This is a genomic window from Bradyrhizobium sp. BTAi1 (genome assembly GCF_000015165.1).
Lineage (GTDB): Bacteria > Pseudomonadota > Alphaproteobacteria > Rhizobiales > Xanthobacteraceae > Bradyrhizobium > Bradyrhizobium denitrificans.
Map to the genome: position 1 here is coordinate 711,775 of NC_009485.1, position 16,746 is coordinate 728,520.

The 16,746-nt window shown below is 65.6% G+C and carries 17 protein-coding genes; 4 read left to right on the plus strand and 13 right to left on the minus strand.

Annotated elements, in window-relative coordinates:
* Positions 1-11: 11 nt before the first annotated feature.
* From soxA to soxX, 4 genes are read right to left on the minus strand one after another with little or no spacing between them, the layout of a single operon-like run.
* Positions 12-860 carry a sulfur oxidation c-type cytochrome SoxA gene (soxA, locus tag BBTA_RS03240; RefSeq protein ID WP_012041012.1) on the minus strand — a complete coding sequence of 283 codons (849 nt, stop codon included), beginning with the start codon at positions 858-860 and terminating at the stop codon, positions 12-14.
* Positions 857-1,168: a thiosulfate oxidation carrier complex protein SoxZ gene (gene soxZ, locus BBTA_RS03245; protein WP_012041013.1), complete on the minus strand. Its 312-nt coding sequence runs from the start codon at positions 1,166-1,168 to the stop codon at positions 857-859. The genes soxA and soxZ overlap by 4 nt, the downstream gene beginning before the upstream one ends.
* Positions 1,169-1,183: 15 nt before the next feature.
* A complete protein-coding gene (gene soxY, locus BBTA_RS03250) occupies positions 1,184-1,678 on the minus strand; it encodes a thiosulfate oxidation carrier protein SoxY (protein WP_012041014.1) in 495 nt (164 codons plus the stop codon).
* A 23-nt stretch (positions 1,679-1,701) separates the two neighbouring features.
* The gene (gene soxX / locus BBTA_RS03255) at positions 1,702-1,995 is read right to left on the minus strand and encodes a sulfur oxidation c-type cytochrome SoxX (protein WP_012041015.1); all 294 of its coding nucleotides are present in this window, start codon (positions 1,993-1,995) and stop codon (positions 1,702-1,704) included.
* 189 nt (positions 1,996-2,184) lie between these two features.
* Between soxX and BBTA_RS03260 the strand changes: the two genes are divergently transcribed.
* A complete protein-coding gene (locus BBTA_RS03260) occupies positions 2,185-2,862 on the plus strand; it encodes a DUF938 domain-containing protein (protein WP_012041016.1) in 678 nt (225 codons plus the stop codon).
* A 104-nt stretch (positions 2,863-2,966) separates the two neighbouring features.
* Here the strand turns inward: BBTA_RS03260 and BBTA_RS03265 are convergent, their stop codons facing one another.
* The gene (locus tag BBTA_RS03265) at positions 2,967-5,033 is read right to left on the minus strand and encodes a prolyl oligopeptidase family protein (protein ID WP_012041017.1); all 2,067 of its coding nucleotides are present in this window, start codon (positions 5,031-5,033) and stop codon (positions 2,967-2,969) included.
* 193 nt (positions 5,034-5,226) lie between these two features.
* On the opposite strand from BBTA_RS03265, the gene BBTA_RS03270 reads away from it, so the two are divergent.
* Entirely contained in the window at positions 5,227-6,456 is a 1,230-nt protein-coding gene (locus tag BBTA_RS03270; RefSeq protein ID WP_012041018.1) for an MFS transporter, read from the plus strand.
* A gap of 106 nt (positions 6,457-6,562) precedes the next feature.
* Here BBTA_RS03270 and BBTA_RS03275 read toward each other — a convergent pair whose 3' ends face one another.
* On the minus strand, positions 6,563-7,108 hold the full coding sequence (locus BBTA_RS03275; RefSeq protein WP_012041019.1) for a carboxymuconolactone decarboxylase family protein: 546 nt from the start codon (positions 7,106-7,108) through the stop codon (positions 6,563-6,565).
* A gap of 159 nt (positions 7,109-7,267) precedes the next feature.
* Between BBTA_RS03275 and BBTA_RS03280 the strand changes: the two genes are divergently transcribed.
* The gene (locus BBTA_RS03280) at positions 7,268-8,452 is read left to right on the plus strand and encodes an acyl-CoA dehydrogenase family protein (protein WP_012041020.1); all 1,185 of its coding nucleotides are present in this window, start codon (positions 7,268-7,270) and stop codon (positions 8,450-8,452) included.
* Positions 8,453-8,598: 146 nt separating this feature from the next.
* Positions 8,599-9,738, plus strand: coding sequence for an acyl-CoA dehydrogenase family protein (locus tag BBTA_RS03285; RefSeq protein WP_012041021.1), 1,140 nt, complete (start codon positions 8,599-8,601; stop codon positions 9,736-9,738).
* Positions 9,739-9,931: 193 nt separating this feature from the next.
* On the opposite strand, the gene BBTA_RS03290 is transcribed toward BBTA_RS03285, so the two are convergent.
* The 7 genes from BBTA_RS03290 to BBTA_RS03315 all read right to left on the minus strand — a co-directional run bounded on the left by BBTA_RS03290 (position 9,932) and on the right by BBTA_RS03315 (position 16,677).
* Entirely contained in the window at positions 9,932-10,444 is a 513-nt protein-coding gene (locus BBTA_RS03290) for a fasciclin domain-containing protein (RefSeq protein ID WP_172235312.1), read from the minus strand.
* Positions 10,445-11,343: 899 nt separating this feature from the next.
* Positions 11,344-12,381 carry an amino acid ABC transporter substrate-binding protein gene (locus BBTA_RS03295; RefSeq protein WP_012041023.1) on the minus strand — a complete coding sequence of 346 codons (1,038 nt, stop codon included), beginning with the start codon at positions 12,379-12,381 and terminating at the stop codon, positions 11,344-11,346.
* Positions 12,382-12,447: 66 nt separating this feature from the next.
* Positions 12,448-13,041, minus strand: a complete 594-nt coding sequence (locus BBTA_RS03300; protein ID WP_012041024.1) for a L,D-transpeptidase — start codon at positions 13,039-13,041, stop codon at positions 12,448-12,450.
* Positions 13,042-13,150: 109 nt separating this feature from the next.
* Complete coding sequence (locus tag BBTA_RS39660; protein ID WP_085972577.1) at positions 13,151-13,282, minus strand: DUF2474 domain-containing protein; 132 nt, start codon at positions 13,280-13,282, stop codon at positions 13,151-13,153.
* On the minus strand, positions 13,282-14,292 hold the full coding sequence (gene cydB / locus BBTA_RS03305; RefSeq protein WP_012041025.1) for a cytochrome d ubiquinol oxidase subunit II: 1,011 nt from the start codon (positions 14,290-14,292) through the stop codon (positions 13,282-13,284). Before cydB ends, BBTA_RS39660 begins: the two co-directional genes overlap by 1 nt.
* A complete protein-coding gene (locus tag BBTA_RS03310; RefSeq protein ID WP_041750292.1) occupies positions 14,289-15,695 on the minus strand; it encodes a cytochrome ubiquinol oxidase subunit I in 1,407 nt (468 codons plus the stop codon). The genes cydB and BBTA_RS03310 overlap by 4 nt, the downstream gene beginning before the upstream one ends.
* Before the next feature lie 370 nt (positions 15,696-16,065).
* The gene (locus BBTA_RS03315) at positions 16,066-16,677 is read right to left on the minus strand and encodes a sigma-70 family RNA polymerase sigma factor (RefSeq protein ID WP_012041027.1); all 612 of its coding nucleotides are present in this window, start codon (positions 16,675-16,677) and stop codon (positions 16,066-16,068) included.
* Positions 16,678-16,746: the final 69 nt, after the last annotated feature.

Sequence of the window (16,746 nt, forward strand, 5' to 3'; positions counted from 1 at the left end):
CATGGCAGCTCTCACGGCCGCGCTCCCGGTCCTGAAACCGGCAGGCCGTTTGACACGTAGGAGAGATAATATTCGAGGTTGCGATATTCGTCCGACTGCGGCTCCAGCGGCACGGCGCGGGTCTGGCTGTTGCAGGTGACGATGCGCCGGCTGATCGTGCCCATGCCGCTCCATTCCGAGCGGTAGATCGGCATCGCGTTGAGGATGCCGAGCGCCGGCGCCAGGATCTCGGCACGGATGCGCTCCCCTGGGCTCTGTACGTGGCAGCTCGCGCAGGAGAAGTTCAACTGGCCGCGGCGGGTGTAGAAGTACTCCTTGCCCTTCTCATAGGCTTCCAGCGCGCGCGGATCATCCGGGATCTTGATGTCGAAGCGCTTGCCGCGCGAGGTGAACGCCATGTAGGCGGTCAACGAGGCCATCTCGTCCTTGACGTAGGAGTAGGGCGCCTCGCCATTGGCTTCGCGGCAGCGGTTCAAGGCCAGCTCGAGGGTGATGACCTTGCCTTCCTTGTCGTCGAAATACGGATAATTCTGCCGGATGCCGATGCCGCCATTCGGGAAGCAGTCGGCATAGGTCTTGCCGTTCTTGAACGGCTTGGCGAACATCTCCTTGCCGGCCTCGAGCGCGAACTCGTAAGGCGGAAACTGCTCCTTCTCCTCCCACTGGCGGCGCATGTCGGCGTTCATCGAGTATGGGCCGTTGACGAAATCGTCGAACGCGACCTTCGGGAACTTCTTGACGAAGTAGTCCTGGAACGCCTTGGCGTCCGCGACCGGATCGGGCCTGTCGGCCGCCGCAACGGCGGATGCACCGAGACCGAGAGCCAGCGCGACAGAGAGAATGAGGCGCGTCGCGCTCATTGGATGGTCGCCGTCAGGCTGTCGGTGGCGCCCTTGTTGTCAACCCAGCTCACCTTCAATTCGTCGCCTTTGGCGGCGCCCTTGAAGGCGAATTTGACATAGGGGTCCTTGGAGACCGCGGTGCCCCAATCGGCCAGAAACACGGTCTTGTCCTTGTGCACGAAGGTCAGCTGCTGGATGTAGTGCGCCGGGATCAGTTCGCCCTTGGCGTCCTTGACGAGGCCGGTATCCATCGGATGCTGGATCAGGGTCTGCACCTCGGCGATCTCGCCGTTCAGGATTGCGCGGACGCGGATGCTCGATGCCATGATGATCTCCTGTCCCTAGCCGCCGCAGCCGCCGACGGTGACCTTGACCTCCTTGGTCGCGCTGTAGAGCTTGCCGCCGGATTCGACGAGCGCGATCACGCTGGAGGTCTTGGCCATCTTGAGCCGGTTCGCCACCGCCGGCACCGTGCCTTCGGGGATCTTGTAGGACGCCGCCAGCGCGTTTGGATTCTCAGCGACGATGAAGGCGATCGAGGTGACGTCGGGCAGGGTCGTGGTGACCGCGATCGGCACCACGCCGCCATTCTCGGCGATCTCGGGCGCGTCCAGCTTGATCTTGTCCGAGGCCTCGTGGTCGCGGCCATACAGCGCCTTGATCGCGTCGGTCGCGTTCTTCTGCCTGAAGGCGTCTTCCGGATATTTGTTGTCGTTGGTCGCGGCAAATGCCGGCGCCGCGTGCAGCACGGCATTGCCGAGGCCGATCAGCGCGACCAGGCCCGCGCCCTTCAGGAGCAGGCGGCGGTTGGCCAACGGGCCGAACGAGGCAGTCATGGCAGGGTCTCCAAAGCGCAGAATCAGAGGGTCTGCAGGAAATCGACGATGGCGCTGATTTCCTGCTCGGTCAGGATGCGGTTGCGGCCGAAGGGCGGCATCACCGTCAGCGGATTGCGCGTGGTCTCGTCGTTGAGAATCGCGGTCAGCTCGGCGCGGTCATATCGGCCCTTGAGGTTCTCCAGCTTCGGGCCGATCGAACCGGGCAGGTCGCCGCCCTTGATCTCGTGGCAGGTCAGGCAGTTGCCCTTGCCGCGGTCGAAAGCGAGCTTCTGGCCCTCGGCGGCCCCGGATTGGGCGTGCGCCGCCGCGGACATGGCGAGCGAAAGCCCCAGCGCCAGGGCGGTACGCAGAACGGATGTGATCAAGGTGAAGTTCCGACGTCTCGGTGATCGCGGCAATATAGGGGCTGCAAAGCATAAAGACCATCGGCTGACAATGCGGGTATGGTGCCCCGCGCAACGCGGTTAATGGCGCCGTTCATCCGGCGGCCGGGAGGTTCGGGCATGGCGGAATATGTCGTGGAATTCGGCCGGGACGGGCGGCCGGTGGAACCGGACGGACGGCTGGACGCGGCCGCCTTCCACCGCAACCACCAGCCGATCTGGGCGGTGCTGGCGCGTCTGCTCACCGGACGTTCCGGCGACGTGATGGAGGCCGGCAGCGGCACTGGCCAGCACATCGTGCAGTTCGCCTCGGAGCGCCCCGATCTCGTCTGGTGGCCGAGTGACCTCAACGAGAGCCATCTCAAGAGCATTGCGGCCTGGCGCAAGCATGCGGGCCTGGCTAACATCCGCGACGTGCAGCGCATCGACCTCGCCGACCCCGGCTGGGTCGCGGCGTTCCAGGCGGCGGGCGGGCCTGCGTCGCTCTCCGCCATTTTCTGCGCCAATGTCATTCACATCGCGCCGTGGTCCGTGGCCGAGGGATTGTTCGCCGGCGCCGGACGATTGCTGTCGCCGGACGGCCTGCTCGTGCTCTACGGCCCGTTCAAGCGCGACGGCAAGCACACCGCCGTCAGCAATGCGGTGTTCGATACGTCCTTGCGCGAAGGTAATCCGCAATGGGGCGTGCGCGACATCGCCGATGTCGCAGCGCTCGCCGCGCGTCATGGCCTCGCTTTGCGCGAGACGGTCGAGATGCCTGCCAACAACATGATCCTGGTGTTCGCACGTGGGTCCTGACCCACTCACCGTCATTGCGAGCGGAGCGACGCAATCCAGGGCCGGGTTGGGACTCTGGATTGCTTCGTCGTTTCGTTCCTCGCAAGGACGGCGGAGAGGTCAGCTTAATCCATCTCCAGCCCGACATGCCGCGCCAGGAACCGCGTGCCCAGCGTGATGAAGCTGGCGCGCTCACGGTTGTCGGTGCCGTAGCCATGGCCGCCGGCGGCGGGCTCGTAGAAGGAGGTGTCGTAGCCCATCGCCTGCAGCTTGGCCGTCATCTTGCGGGCGTGGCCGGGATGCACGCGGTCGTCGCGCCGGGTGGTCGCGATCAGGATCGGCGGATAGGGCTGACCTGGCTGCGCCATGTGATAGGCCGAGTAGGTCTGCAGCCAGCCCCAATCCTCGTCCTTGTCGGGGTCGCCATATTCGGCGATCCAGCTCGCACCGGCGAGCAGCTTGGTGTAGCGGCGCATGTCGATCAGCGGGATGGTGCAGAACAGTGCGCCGAAGCGCTCGGGATAGCGCACCAGCATGTTGGTGATCAGGATGCCGCCATTGGAGCCGCCTTGGGCTGCGATGCGCTTCGGCACGGTGACGCCGCGGCGGACGAGATCGGCGGCGACGGCGGCGAAATCATCATGCGCCAGCCGCTTGCCGGCGAAGCGGCCGGCATCGTGCCAGGCGGTGCCGAATTCGCCGCCGCCGCGGATATTGGCCTCGACGACGGTGCCACCGCGCTCCAGCCAGAGCTTGCCGAGCGCCGCATTGTAGACCGGACGGATGCTGTGGCCGAAGCCGCCATAGGCGCTCATATACACCGGCGCGTCGCCGGTCGGCCTGGCCGGTCCGGTGAGCGTATAGGGAATGCCGACACCATCCACCGAGATCGCCTCGTGCCGCGTGACGACGCAGCCCTCGGCGGTGAAGGTGCGCGGCGCCTGCTTCAGCACGGCCGGCGCGCCGAAGCCTTCGATCAGCTGCAGCGAAGGCGGGGTCAGCGGATCCTGGATGCTGGCGAGCAAGTCGCCATTGCCGGTCAGCTCGTAGGCATCGAGCGGCCAGACGTTGACGGTGGCAAGCTCGGGCAATCCGGGAAGCCGCTGACAGCTCCAGCCCTGCGCCGACGGCGTCCACACTTCGGATTGCGGCTTGAGCTCGTCGAGGATCGACAGCACCAACCGACCGCCGGCCCAGCAAAGACCCTGCAGCGCGCGGCGCGGGCCGGGCTCGAACACCCGAACGAAATCGCGCACGCCGTCGAGAAACGCCGACAGCCGGATGCCGAGCACCACATCGGCGCCGTGAGTCACGTCGCCCACGGTCCAGGGCTGGCGCAGCTTGACCGCCATAAAGTTGCCATCCGCCGTCATCCAGCAATCGGTCGGCAGGTCGAGCTTGATGCCCGCGCCGCTCGCGTCGCCGAGCCACAGATGATGGTTGAAGAAGTCGAGCCCCTCGGTGAACCACACCCGCGCCGGCGTCACGCTGCGATCGATGCCGGCGCGCACCCAGACCGACTGGCTGTTCTCGGCCGCGAAGATCACCTTCGCGGCTTCGATCGGCTCGCCGCGCCGCCACAGCCGCATGGTGCGTGCATAGCCCGACGGTGTCGCCATGCCCTGGCCAAAGGCGCTCGCCAGCAGCAGCGTGTCCTGATCGAGCCAGTCGACACCGCCCTTGGCCTCGGTCAGCGTGAAACCATCGGCGACGAAGCGCTTCGCCGCAAGATCGAACTCGCGCAGCACCACCGCGTCGCTGCCGCCGCGCGACAGCGCCAGCATCGCGCGCTCGTGCGCGGGCGGCAGGGTCGAGACCCAGTTCAGCGCCCAGTCCTCGCCTTCGTCGGCGGCCAGGCGGTCGAGGTCGAGCAGTTCTTCCCATTGCGGCTCCGCCTTGCGGAATTCGGCCAGGGTCGTGCGCCGCCACAAGCCCCGTGGATGCGCCGCGTCCTTCCAAAGATTGTACAGCAGCGCGCCGCGGCGGCTGACGAACGGGATGTTGTCGGAGCGATCGAAGATCGCAGCCAGCATGTCGCGATCGCGTTCGAAACCCGCACCGCCGAACGCGGCGAGCGTGCGCTGATTCTGCGCCGCGACGAAGGCCAGCGCGCGTTCGCCCTCGATGTCCTCGAGCCACAGATACGGATCATCGTCCGGCGCGGCGAGGGTGGGACGATCGTCGATTGACATGGCTCAAACTCCGCAGGCGCCATTGACGCGAGAATACCGCCGGCTTGATTAGCCGCGCCGGCCGGGGCTGTCGAATCACGCATCTCGCTGCATGGCTTGTCTCCGTTGCGGGCGGTTGCCTCGGGCGTGGGCTTCCCGCAATAGTGCGGCCACTCCATGCAGCAGGAGCGCGCCCGCGCATCCGGACACCGACATGATCGACCTGACCGTGACCGAAGACACCTCCGACGATGCCCGCGCGGCGCGCAATGTGGCCCGCCTCGCGGTTGCACAGGCCCTGACGGGCGCCAATTCGGCCGTGATCTTCGCCACCGGCGCGATCGTCGGCGCCACCATCGCGCCCAGCATCTCGCTCGCGACGGTGCCGATCTCGATGTATGTGGTCGGTCTCGCGGCCGGCACGCTGCCGACCGGCGCGATCTCGCGGCGCTTCGGCCGCTGCGTCGCGTTTCTCATCGGCACCGGCTGCGGTTTCCTCACCGGCGTGCTCGGCTGTCTCGCGGTGCTGCGCGGCTCGTTCGCGCTGTTCTGCCTGGCTACGTTCCTGGGCGGGCTCTATGGCGCCGTCGCGCAATCCTACCGCTTCGCCGCCGCCGATGGCGCCAGCGCCGCGTTTCGGCCGAAGGCGGTGTCCTGGGTGATGGCGGGCGGGATCTTCGCCGGGCTGCTCGGTCCGCAGCTTGTGCAATGGACCATGGATGTCTGGGCGCCCTATCTGTTCGCCTTCAGCTATCTGGTGCAGGCTGCGATTGCGCTGATCGCGATGGGCATCGTCGCCGGCGTCGATCTGCCCAGGCCGGAGGCGGCCGATCTGCATGGCGGCCGGCCGCTGTTCGAGATCGTGCGCCAGCCGCGCTTCTTGGCTGCGGCGCTGTGCGGCACCATCGCCTATCCGGTGATGAACCTGGTGATGACCTCGGCGCCGCTCGCCATGCAGATGTGCGGGCTCACAGTGTCGGATTCCAATTTCGGCCTGCAATGGCACATCGTCGCGATGTACGGCCCGAGCTTCTTCACGGGATCGCTGATCGCGCGCTTCGGTGCGCAGACCATCGTCGCGCTGGGCCTGGGGCTGGAGGCGGTCGCGGCGATGATCGGCCTGTCGGGCCTCACCGCCATGCATTTCTGGTCGACCCTGGTGATGCTCGGTGTCGGCTGGAATTTCGGCTTCGTCGGCGCCTCCGCGCTGGTGCTGGAGACGCATACGTCCGCCGAGCGCAACAAGGTGCAGGCCTTCAACGATTTTCTGATTTTCGGCCTGATGGCGCTGGGCTCGTTCTCATCCGGCCAACTGCTCGCTCATTTCGGCTGGTCCGCGGTGAACATGGTGGTGTTCCCGCCGGTGCTGCTCGGCCTCTGCGTGCTGGCGCTGGTGTGGTCGTCGAAGCGGCGGGTGGTGGCGGCGGGCGCGGCGGAACGCTGATAGCGATGAACATCAGTCGAGCGGCACGCTCAGTGCGATCCCCTCCCCGCCGGGGGCAGGGGAGCGCACCGGCATCGTCGCAATAGGAGTGGCTGACCGACGCTGACTACTTCAGCTCCGACACCTCGCCCTCCGGCAGGTCGAACTCGAACGCGTTCAGCGTCATCGACACCATGGTGTAGTAGCCGCACAGGCCGATGATCTCGACCAGGCCGCGCTCGCCGAGCAGGGCGATCGCCTCGGCATACAGTGCATCCGTCAGGCCATGACCCTCGTGCAGCGACTTGGCGACGTCGTAGATCATCTGCGCCTTGGGATCGGAGAACTCCGGCGTACGGCGGTCGCGGATGGCGTCGATGATCTTGATGTTCAATCCGCCAGCCAGCGCGAGGCGCTTATGGGCGTACCATTCGTAATGCGCGGTCCAGTGCCGCGCCGTCACCAGGATCGCGATTTCCGACAATGCAGCCGGAAACACCGTGTCGTAGCGGAGGAAGGCGCCGAGCCGTGTCGCGTGCCGCGCCATCTCCGGGCTGTTCAGCCAGGCCATCATCGGCGGCGGCGGCGAGCCGCGCTTGCTGGCGATCGACTCGTCATAGGTCTGGCGCTGGTCGGCGCTCATTTCGCCAGGCGAAAGAAGTTTCAGGCGCATGGTCGTGTCCTCATATTTCGGGCGGCGGCATCATGATCATAGAACGCCTGATAAGGCGAGGGCGCGGCCCGATGCGGCGACATCGATGTTGAATTCCAACAAGGGCTGAGGTTAGGTCTCGTCAACGACAGCCTTCATGGAAACGCGCGAGGACCAGACATGGCCGATCTCGACACATTCCGCCGCGAAACGCGCAACTGGCTCGAGGCGAATTGCCCGCCGGAGATGCGCCAGCCGATGACCTCCGAGGAGGACACGTTCTGGGGCGGCCGCAACGCGAAATTCTCCTCCGAGCCGCAGCGCATCTGGTTCGAGCGCATGCGCGACAAGGGCTGGACCGTGCCGCATTGGCCCAGGGAATATGGCGGCGGCGGTCTCGATGGCGAAGAGGCCAAGATCCTGCGCCAGGAGATGGCCGCGATCGGCGCCCGCGCACCGATCACCTCGTTCGGCATCTCCATGCTCGGGCCGGCGCTCTTGAAATACGGCACGGACGCGCAGAAGCGCGAGCATCTGCCGAAGATCACCGCCGGTCTCATCCGCTGGTGCCAGGGCTATTCCGAGCCGAATGCCGGCTCCGACCTCGCCTCGCTGCAGACCCGTGCCGAGAGCGACGGCGACGACTACATCATCAACGGCCAGAAGATCTGGACCTCCTACGCAAACTACGCCGACTGGATCTTCTGCCTGGTGCGCACCGATCCCACGGCCAAGAAGCATGACGGCATCAGCTTCATCTTGTTCGACATGACCTCGAAGGGCGTGTCGACCAAGCCGATCCTTCTTATTTCCGGCCGCTCGCCGTTCTGCGAGACCTTCTTCGACAATGTCCGCGTGCCCAAGGCCAACGTGGTCGGCACCGTCAATCGCGGCTGGGACGTCGCGAAATATCTGTTGCAGCATGAACGCGCGATGATCTCCGGCATGGGCGAGCGCGGCGGCAGCCGGCCGCTCGGCCAGGTCGCGGCGGATTCGGTCGGCAGCGATGGGCAGGGACGGCTCGACGACGCATTGCTGCGCGCTCAGATCGCGACCTTCGATGTCGACGAGGCCGCGCTGGCGGCCGCCGCCGAGCGCATGGTCGATCTCGCCAAAGCGGGGCAGGGCCATCCGGCCTTCTCATCGGCGATGAAGTACTACGGCACCGAGCTCAACAAACGCCGCCACGAGATCCTGATGTCGGCAGGCGGCATCGACGCGCTGGAATGGGAGAGCGAGCGCTCCGGCGAAGGCGCCCGTCCGCGCGCCTGGCTGCGCACCAAGGCCAACTCGATCGAAGGCGGCACCTCCGAGGTCATGCTCGGCATCGTCGCCAAGCGCATCCTCGATCTGCCGGGGGCATAGTTCGCCGCACACTCCGTCATGCCCGGGCTTGCCCCGGGCATCCGCGTTCCTCCGCGCGAGGAAAGACGTGGATGGCCGGGACAAGCCCGGGAATGACGCGCTGAAAGAGCTTCGCTTACAACCAACACCGACACTGGACAGCCGCCATGCCTCTCCTGCTCACCGAAGAACAATCGATGCTGCGCGACAGCGCGCGCGGTCTGATTTCCGATCACGCGCCGGTGGCTCATCTGCGCAAGCTGCGCGACACGCGCGACGCGACCGGCTTCTCCAGTGAGCTCTGGGCCACCTTCGCCGAGATGGGCTTTGCCGGCCTGCTCGTTCCCGAAGAACACGGCGGCTCCGGCCTGGGCGCGGTCGAGGCCGGAATCGTGATGGAGGAGATCGGCCGCACCTTGATGCCGTCGCCGTTCCTGGCCACCTCGGTGCTGTCGGCTTCCGCGCTCACGCGCGCCGGCTCCGCGGCGCAGAAATCGGAATATCTGCCGAAGATCGCCGGCGGTCAGCTGATCGCCGCGCTCGCTCTCGACGAGGCCGCGAAGCATCGCCCGCTGCATACGGCGCTGCAGGCGACGCGCTCAGGCAACGGCTTCAAGCTGAGCGGCAGCAAGGCGATGGTGGTCGACGGCCATGTCGCCGATCTGCTGCTGGTGGTCGCGCGCAGCGCCGCCACGCCCGGCGAGCGCGAGGGTCTGACGCTGTTCCTGGTCGATCCCAGGGCCAAGGGCATTGCGGTCGAGCGCACCATCATGGTCGACGCGCACAACGCGGCGCGGATCAGCTTCGACAATGTCGAGGTCACCGCGGATCATGTGCTGGGCGAGGTCGATGGCGGTGCGGCCGTGCTGAGCGGCGTGCTCGATCTCGGCCGGGGTGCCGTGGCCTCCGAGATGGTCGGCCTGAGCGAGGAGGTGTTCGGCCGCACGGTCGCCTATCTCAAGGAGCGCAAGCAGTTCGGCAAGGCGATCGGCGAATTCCAGGCGCTGCAGCATCGTGCGGCGCAGCTCTATATCGAGATCGAGATCACCCGCGCCGCGGTGCTCAAGGCGCTGCAGGCGCTCGATGCCGATCCCGCGGGTGCGACCGCAGCCGTCGCCGTGGCGAAGGCCCGTGCCGGTACGACCGCGACCCGTGCGGTGCAGGAGGGCGTGCAGATGCATGGCGGCATGGGCATGACCGACCAGTTCGACATCGGCTTCTTCATGAAGCGCGCGCGGGTCTGCGAGGAACTGCTCGGCGACGCCAACTATCACGCCGCGCAATTGGCGCAGCTCAGGGGGTATTGAAATCTAGCCGCTGGTCATGCCCGGGCATCCACGTCCATTCGCGATCGCCGGTCGACGTGGATAGCCGGGATGGGCCCGGCCATGAGGTAGAGAGAGTTGATATCAAAGCAATCGACGCTACGGAACGATCTACTGTCAGCGCCGAACGTCGCAGAGAGCGCGCCATCATCGATGGCGCGCTTTCGTCAGACGATCAATGATGCATCGGCGCCTTGGCAGGCGGCAGCAGGACCTTGTCGATCACGTGGATGACGCCGTTGGAGGCGACGATATCGGCCTGCACGACATGGGCATCGTTGACCTGCACGCCGAAGAAGGTGCCGTCGACGTCGACCTTCTGGCCCTGCGCGGTCTTGACGCTGAGCTTCTTGCCGGCGACGTCGCCCGACTTCACCGCGCCCGGGATCACGTGATATTTGAGGATCGCCGCGAGCTTGCCCTTGTTCTTCGGCTTCAGCAGATCCTCGACCGTGCCGGGCGGCAGCGCGGCAAAGGCTGCGTCGGTCGGCGCGAACACGGTGAACGGGCCCTTGCTCTTCAGCACTGGAACGACCCCCGCAGCCTTTGCTGCAGCGACCAGCGTCTTGAACTGACCCGCGGCGACCGCCGTATCGACGATGTCGGCAGCGCGTGCTGCGGTTGCGGAAACGGAGAGAGCGCCCAGCATGATCGCGCCGGCCACGAACGAACGAAATCCCAGCGTCATTCGAATTTTTCCTTGTGACTAGAACTGATGAGTTGGCTGATGCGCAAAAAGGATCAGCGGCCCTTCTTCGCCCCGTTGTCCAGGTCGCATCACCCTGACCGGAGTGGTCGAATTCGTTACGATCGCTGCGGTCGGATGGATTTGAGATCGCGTTCACGAACTCGTGAGTTCGTGAACGGCACCACGTGCGAAGCGCGGCAGAGGCCTGAATCAGCGCGACTCATCGTGCCGTCCGAGCATTCGCTGTGCCCGTCGTGCCATTTTGTCGCAACCCGACGGGCGTTGTGCCGTCGGGCAAATCGGCCGCACATTCGGGGCCGTCACCGCCCACAAGAGGGACGCTTCGCGATCGTTACGAAACGTGGGCCGGTGATGCGATGGCCGTGTCGGATCGCAGCGCGAGGGATCGCGCCGACGAACGATTGCGATGCGGACGTGAAAGCACGTGGTCCCGGCATCCCGATGCTGATGCCAAATCGGCGGCGATGATCCGCGCCGGTGACGGTGGCCAGAAAGCCGGCGCACCGAGGAGAGCGCGCCATAAGCGTGAAAACCATCGCGCAGGGAAGGCCGGGTCGCACCGGCTGAGCCCGTGGTTCCTGCCGCCTGCATTTTTTTCCGCAGGCGGGCCGCAGGTGTCAGTCGGCACCTGGCCTTCCCTGCGCCCTCGAATTTCGGAAGGGTGCGAGAATCTGGCAAAGCTCGGACGCGCGGGGCGTCGCGAGGACGATGATGGCTGTCGTGTGGGGTTCGACGTGGTGTCGTACTCACAGCGCGCCAAGACAAAGGTCAATCGCGGTGCTCATGACTGCGCCCTCTCCCCTTCTGGGAGAGGGCGAACCGAGCGCGCGGCGAGAGGCGCGCGAATCGAGAAGGGGCCGACGATCGAAATCCAACTCCTACCTGATCGGCGGTGCGTACTGGATGCCGCCGGCGTTCCACAGCTGGTTCATGCCGCGCGGGATCTTCAGCTTCGACTCGCTGCCGATGTTCCGCTCATAGACCTCGCCGTAATTGCCGACGTGACGGATGATTCGCGCGGCCCAGTCCTTGGCCAGGCCGAGGTCCTGGCCGTAGGTCCCCTCATTGCCGACCAGCCGCATGACGTCCGGCTTCTTCGACTTCAGCGCCTCGTCGATGTTCTTGGAGGTGACGCCGAGCTCCTCGGCGTTGATCATCGCGTACAGCGTCCATTTCACGATCATCATCCAGTCGTCGTCGCGCTGGCGCACCACCGGCGCAAGCGGTTCCTTGGAGATCATGTCCGGCAAGATGTCGTGGTCGTTCGGCTTGGTCAGGACCAGACGCAGCGCGTAGAGCTGCGAGACGTCGGCGGTGAAGGTGTCGCATTTGCCGCTGTCATAGGCCTTGAGGACGTCGTCGAGCTTGAGAAACTTGATCTCCTCGTACTTCATGTTGTTGGCGCGGAAATAATCCGCGAGATTGAGCGCGTTGGTGGTCGAATCCTGGACGCAGACCTTGCTGCCATTGAGATCGAGCGCCGTCTCCAGCTTGCGCGACCGCGGCACCATGAAGCCCTGCCCGTCATAATAGGCGACCGCGGGGAAATAGAGATCGTAGTTCTGCTCGCGCGCCATCGACCAGGTGGTGTTGCGCGAGAGGATGTCGACCTTGCGGCTCTGCAGCTCCTTGAAGCGCTCATTGGCGTCGAGCGGGACGAACTTCGCCTTCTTCGGGTCGTCGAAGATCGCGGCCGCCACGGCGCGGCAGAAATCGACGTCGAAGCCGGTCCAGTTGCCCTTGTCGTCGGGGATCGAGAAGCCCGGCAGGCCGGCATTGACGCCGCACAGCACCTCGCCGCGGCGCACGGTGCGCTTCAAGGTGCGGGTGTCGTACATCTCATAGGTGACGGCGAGGGCCGCAACGAGGACAGCGACGGCGAGCCCGATCAGCAGGCCGCCTCGGAAACTGCGCATGATCAATCTCTTTCGAAAAATGTCAGGACAAAGCGATGGCTGGATGTTCGGCGGCCGTGGCCGCCGTCACAGCTCCGGCTTCTGCTTCACGACGACCTTGGTGCCGACGGGGACGCGGTCGTAGAGGTCGGCGACATCGGTGTTCACCAGACGGAAGCAGCCGGAGGAAATCTTGGTGCCGATGGTCCAGGGCTGGTTGGTGCCGTGAATGCGGTACACGGTGGTGCCCAGATACATCGCGCGTGCGCCCAACGGGTTGCCGGGGCCGCCCGCCATGAAGCGCGGCAGATAGGGCTGGCGCTGGATCATCTCCGGCGGCGGCGTCCAATCCGGCCATTCCGCCTTCTTGGTGATCGACAGCAACCCCTGCCACTGGAAGCCGTCGCGGCCGACGCCGATGCCGTAGCGGATGGCGCGCCCGCCAGGCTGCACCAGATAGAGGTGGCGCTCGGACGTCGAGACGATGATCGTGCCCGGCGGCTCGGTCGTGCGGTAGTAGACGACCTGCTTGCGCCATTCGGGGTCGAGCTCGTAGCCGTCATCGGCCACCAGGCCGGGCTGGTCGCCGGGATCCTCGGACTGCGCGAAACTATGCGATGTCGACAGCGCCAGCGCGATGATGGCGCTGGTGGCCCACAGCAGGCGACGAAAACTCGGCATTCAAAGCTCTCCTCAACGGACCCCTGCGAAGCTCGCCCGATCAAATCCACCCGCCAAATTTCAGGAACATCTTGGCAGCAAAGTCAAGGCGAGCGAAGCGGCCCATCTGTCATCCCAGCTTCATCCAGAGCCGCAGCACGAACGCCACCGCGGCGACGGTGGCCACGCCGGCAAGCCACAGGCCTGCGAACCAGGCGAGACGCCAAGCGAGCGGCGCGGGTGGTGGAGCTGGGCGCGGCATCAATGATAGCCCGCGTCGTGGCCGACCTTGCCGCGAAACACCCAATAGGCCCAGGCGGTGTAGCCGAGGATCAGCGGCACCAGCACCAGCACGCCGGGCAGCATCATCAGCTGGCTGCGCTCGGGCGCCGCTGCCTGCCAGATCGTGATGCTCTGCGGCACGATAAAGGGATACATGCTGATGCCGAGACCGGCATAGGACAGGAAGAACAGCGCCAGTGTAAGGAAAAACGGCCAGCCGTCGTGCTTCTGGGCCAGATTCTTCATCAGCAGCACGGTGACGCCGATAACGGCGAGCGGCACCGGCGCGGTCAGGATGATCGCGGGCCAGCTGAACCAGCGCTGCGCATATTGGATCGTCAGCAAGGGCGTCGCCAGGCTGACTGCGGCGATGGCCAGCAGCATCAGGACCAGCAGAATCCAGCTGATGCGGTAGGCCTTGTCGCGCAGATCGCCTTCGGTCTTCAGGATCAGCCAGGTGGCGCCGAGCAGCGCATAGCCGACCACCAGCGAAACGCCGGTGAGAATGCTGAACGGCGTCAGCCAGTCCCACCAGCCGCCGGCATAATGCCGGCCCTCGACATGCACGCCCTGCAGGATGGCACCGAGCGCGATGCCCTGCGCCAGCGCCGCGACCCACGAGCCGCCGGCAAAGGCGATGTCCCAGAGATTGCGTGTGCTGCGGGTGCGCCAGCGGAATTCGAAGGCGACGCCGCGGAAGATCAGGCCGATCAGCATCGCGATCAGCGGCGCGTACAGGGCCGGCAGCAGGATGGCGTAAGCGAGCGGAAAGGCCGCCATCAGCCCGCCGCCGCCGAGAACGAGCCAGGTCTCGTTGCCGTCCCACACCGGCGCAACGGTGTTGGTGATGACGTCTCGGTCCTGCTTGCCCGGAAACAGCGGAAACAGGATGCCGAGGCCAAGATCGAAGCCGTCCATCACGACATAGATGAACACCGCGAGCGCGATGATGAACGCCCACAGGGTGGCGAGATCGACGGCGACGCTCATGATCCGATCGCTCCCTGCACCACGCCCGCCGCCGGCGTCACGCCGGCGCTGCGGAGCGGCGGCTCGCTGCTCGGTCCCGCCTCGCCGGCATGCGGCGGCTCGGCCATCAGGCGCAGGATGTACAGCACGCCGGCTGCGAAGATGATGAAATACACGATGATGAAGGCCAGCAGCGACGCGCCGACGGCCGGTGCGGCCAGCGGCGACACGGAATCGGCGGTGCGCAGCAGCCCGTACACGGTGAAGGGCTGGCGGCCGGTCTCGGTGGTCACCCAGCCGGCGATCACAGCGACGAAGCCGGCCGGCCCCATCGCGATCGCAAAGCGGTGCAGGCCCCGATTGATGTACAGCCGCCCGCGCCAGCGCTCCCACAGGCTGAACAGGCCGAGCGCCAGCATCAGCATTCCCAGCCCGACCATGATGCGGAACGACCAGAAGGTGATCGGCACCGGCGGCCAGTCCTGGCGCGGCACGGTGTCAAGCCCGGCCATCGGCGCGTCGATCTGGTGCTTGAGGATCAGCGAGCCGAATTTGGGAATGCCGATCGCCCATTTCAGCTCGCCCTTCGCTTGGTCGGGCCAGCCGAACAGATACAGCGGCGCGCCGTCCTTGTGGCTCTCGAAATGGCCCTCCATGGCCATGATCTTCACCGGCTGGTGCTCGAGCGTGTTGAGGCCATGCTGATCACCGACCAGGATCTGCAGCGGCGCCACCAGCGCGGCCATCCACATCGCCATCGAGAACATCACGCGCGGCCCCGGCAGATGCGGATTGCGCAGCAGGTGCCAGGCGCCGACGGCGCCGACCACCAGCGAGGTGGTGAGATAGGCCGCCAGCACCATGTGGACGAGGCGGTAGGGGAAGGACGGATTGAAGATCACCTTGAGCCAGTCGACCGAGACGAACTGGCCGTCGGCGTTGACGGCGTAGCCGGCCGGCGTCTGCATCCAGGAATTGGCCGAGAGGATCCAGAATGCCGAGATCAGCGTGCCCACCGCGACCATCAGGGTGGCGAGGAAATGCAGCTTGGGGCCGACGCGCTTGAGGCCGAACAGCATCACGCCGAGGAAGCCGGCTTCGAGGAAGAACGCGGTGAGCACCTCATAGGCCATCAGGGGGCCGATCACCGGTCCGACCTTGTCGGAATAGACCGACCAGTTGGTGCCGAACTGATAGGACATCACGATGCCGGACACGACGCCCATCGCAAAGGCGATGGCGAAGATCTTGAGCCAGTAATTGAAGACGTTGAGATAGACGTCGCGGCCGGTCCACAGCCACAGCGCCTCGAGCACCGCAAGGTAGGAGGCAAGCCCGATCGAGAAGGCGGGGAAGATGATGTGGAAGGTGACCGTGAAGGCGAATTGCGCGCGCGCCAGCTCCACCGCATCCAAACCGAACATCCGCACCGTCCGTCATTGCCGCTGGAGCTCTTAGCATGGCCCCATGACGGAAGATTGCACCGCTGACGGTCGATATCAAATGGTCAAATCGCCCTACGCGGACATTGTGGGGACCGCATGGATCCACAACGACGAAGACCCGGCGGGGGCATCCGCCGGGTCTTCTGAGCAACCTGGAAGGTGGAGGTATCCTCGAATTTGCTCGCTCAAAACCGAGATCAGCTGGGGGACTGACGCTCGGTCGATGGGGGATCTTGTAGCGGCCGAAGTTTTCGAGGTGATTTCGCCGATTGTTTCAATTGTTTCGTTCGGCGATTTTCTTGGTGTCACGGGAACCCGCCGGGACCGCAGCCCCGACGGTCATCAACGTTCAGGCGGCGATGCTGTGCACGCCGGCGCCGCGGAGGAGTTCGGCAAGGTGCTTGCGGGCATAGAACATGCGCGTCTTCACCGTGCTCTGCGGGATGCCGATGATCTGGCCGACCTCCTCCACCGACTTCTCATGATAGTAGATCAGGGTGATGATCTCGCGATGGGCCGGCGACAGCTTGGCGACACAGGCGCGCAGGATCGCGCTGGTGGTGGCGCGCTCGAGCGAGGTTTCCGGCGTGTCGGCGTCGTCGGCAATCTCGCGCACCTCGTCCTGGTCGATGTCTTCGAAGCGGCGCTGACGCAGCGCGGTCAGCGCCTTGAAGCGGGCGATCGACAGCAGCCAGGTCGAGACCTGCGAGCGGCCCTCGAACTGCTTGGCGGTGCGCCAGACGTCCAGGAACACCTGGCTGACGAGGTCCTCGGCAATGGTGGTGTCGCGGACGATGCGCAGGATGAAGCGATAGACCCGCACATTGTGGCGCGCATAAAGCGTATGCATCGCGGTGCGATCGCCATCGGCAATGCTCTCCAGGAGCATGTCGTCCGTGGTCGCCTGGGCCGCGATGATGCCCTGGCTGGCAGCGGAATTGATGGCAACGACGTTCTGCATGGCACTCTCCCGTTCCGCCGCCCCCTTGCGGCGTTTCGACGGGGCGGATTGTTACGGAGTGCCGGTTTC

Coding starts and splice junctions, on each gene's coding strand:
- soxA (WP_012041012.1), bottom strand. CDS start 860: ATGAGCGCGACGCGCCTCATTCTCTCTGTCGCGCTGGCTCTCGGTCTC.
- soxZ (WP_012041013.1), bottom strand. CDS start 1,168: ATGGCATCGAGCATCCGCGTCCGCGCAATCCTGAACGGCGAGATCGCC.
- soxY (WP_012041014.1), bottom strand. CDS start 1,678: ATGACTGCCTCGTTCGGCCCGTTGGCCAACCGCCGCCTGCTCCTGAAG.
- soxX (WP_012041015.1), bottom strand. CDS start 1,995: ATGTCCGCGGCGGCGCACGCCCAATCCGGGGCCGCCGAGGGCCAGAAG.
- BBTA_RS03260 (WP_012041016.1), top strand. CDS start 2,185: ATGGCGGAATATGTCGTGGAATTCGGCCGGGACGGGCGGCCGGTGGAA.
- BBTA_RS03265 (WP_012041017.1), bottom strand. CDS start 5,033: ATGTCAATCGACGATCGTCCCACCCTCGCCGCGCCGGACGATGATCCG.
- BBTA_RS03270 (WP_012041018.1), top strand. CDS start 5,227: ATGATCGACCTGACCGTGACCGAAGACACCTCCGACGATGCCCGCGCG.
- BBTA_RS03275 (WP_012041019.1), bottom strand. CDS start 7,108: ATGCGCCTGAAACTTCTTTCGCCTGGCGAAATGAGCGCCGACCAGCGC.
- BBTA_RS03280 (WP_012041020.1), top strand. CDS start 7,268: ATGGCCGATCTCGACACATTCCGCCGCGAAACGCGCAACTGGCTCGAG.
- BBTA_RS03285 (WP_012041021.1), top strand. CDS start 8,599: ATGCCTCTCCTGCTCACCGAAGAACAATCGATGCTGCGCGACAGCGCG.
- BBTA_RS03290 (WP_172235312.1), bottom strand. CDS start 10,444: ATGACGCTGGGATTTCGTTCGTTCGTGGCCGGCGCGATCATGCTGGGC.
- BBTA_RS03295 (WP_012041023.1), bottom strand. CDS start 12,381: ATGCGCAGTTTCCGAGGCGGCCTGCTGATCGGGCTCGCCGTCGCTGTC.
- BBTA_RS03300 (WP_012041024.1), bottom strand. CDS start 13,041: ATGCCGAGTTTTCGTCGCCTGCTGTGGGCCACCAGCGCCATCATCGCG.
- BBTA_RS39660 (WP_085972577.1), bottom strand. CDS start 13,282: ATGCCGCGCCCAGCTCCACCACCCGCGCCGCTCGCTTGGCGTCTCGCC.
- cydB (WP_012041025.1), bottom strand. CDS start 14,292: ATGAGCGTCGCCGTCGATCTCGCCACCCTGTGGGCGTTCATCATCGCG.
- BBTA_RS03310 (WP_041750292.1), bottom strand. CDS start 15,695: ATGTTCGGTTTGGATGCGGTGGAGCTGGCGCGCGCGCAATTCGCCTTC.
- BBTA_RS03315 (WP_012041027.1), bottom strand. CDS start 16,677: ATGCAGAACGTCGTTGCCATCAATTCCGCTGCCAGCCAGGGCATCATC.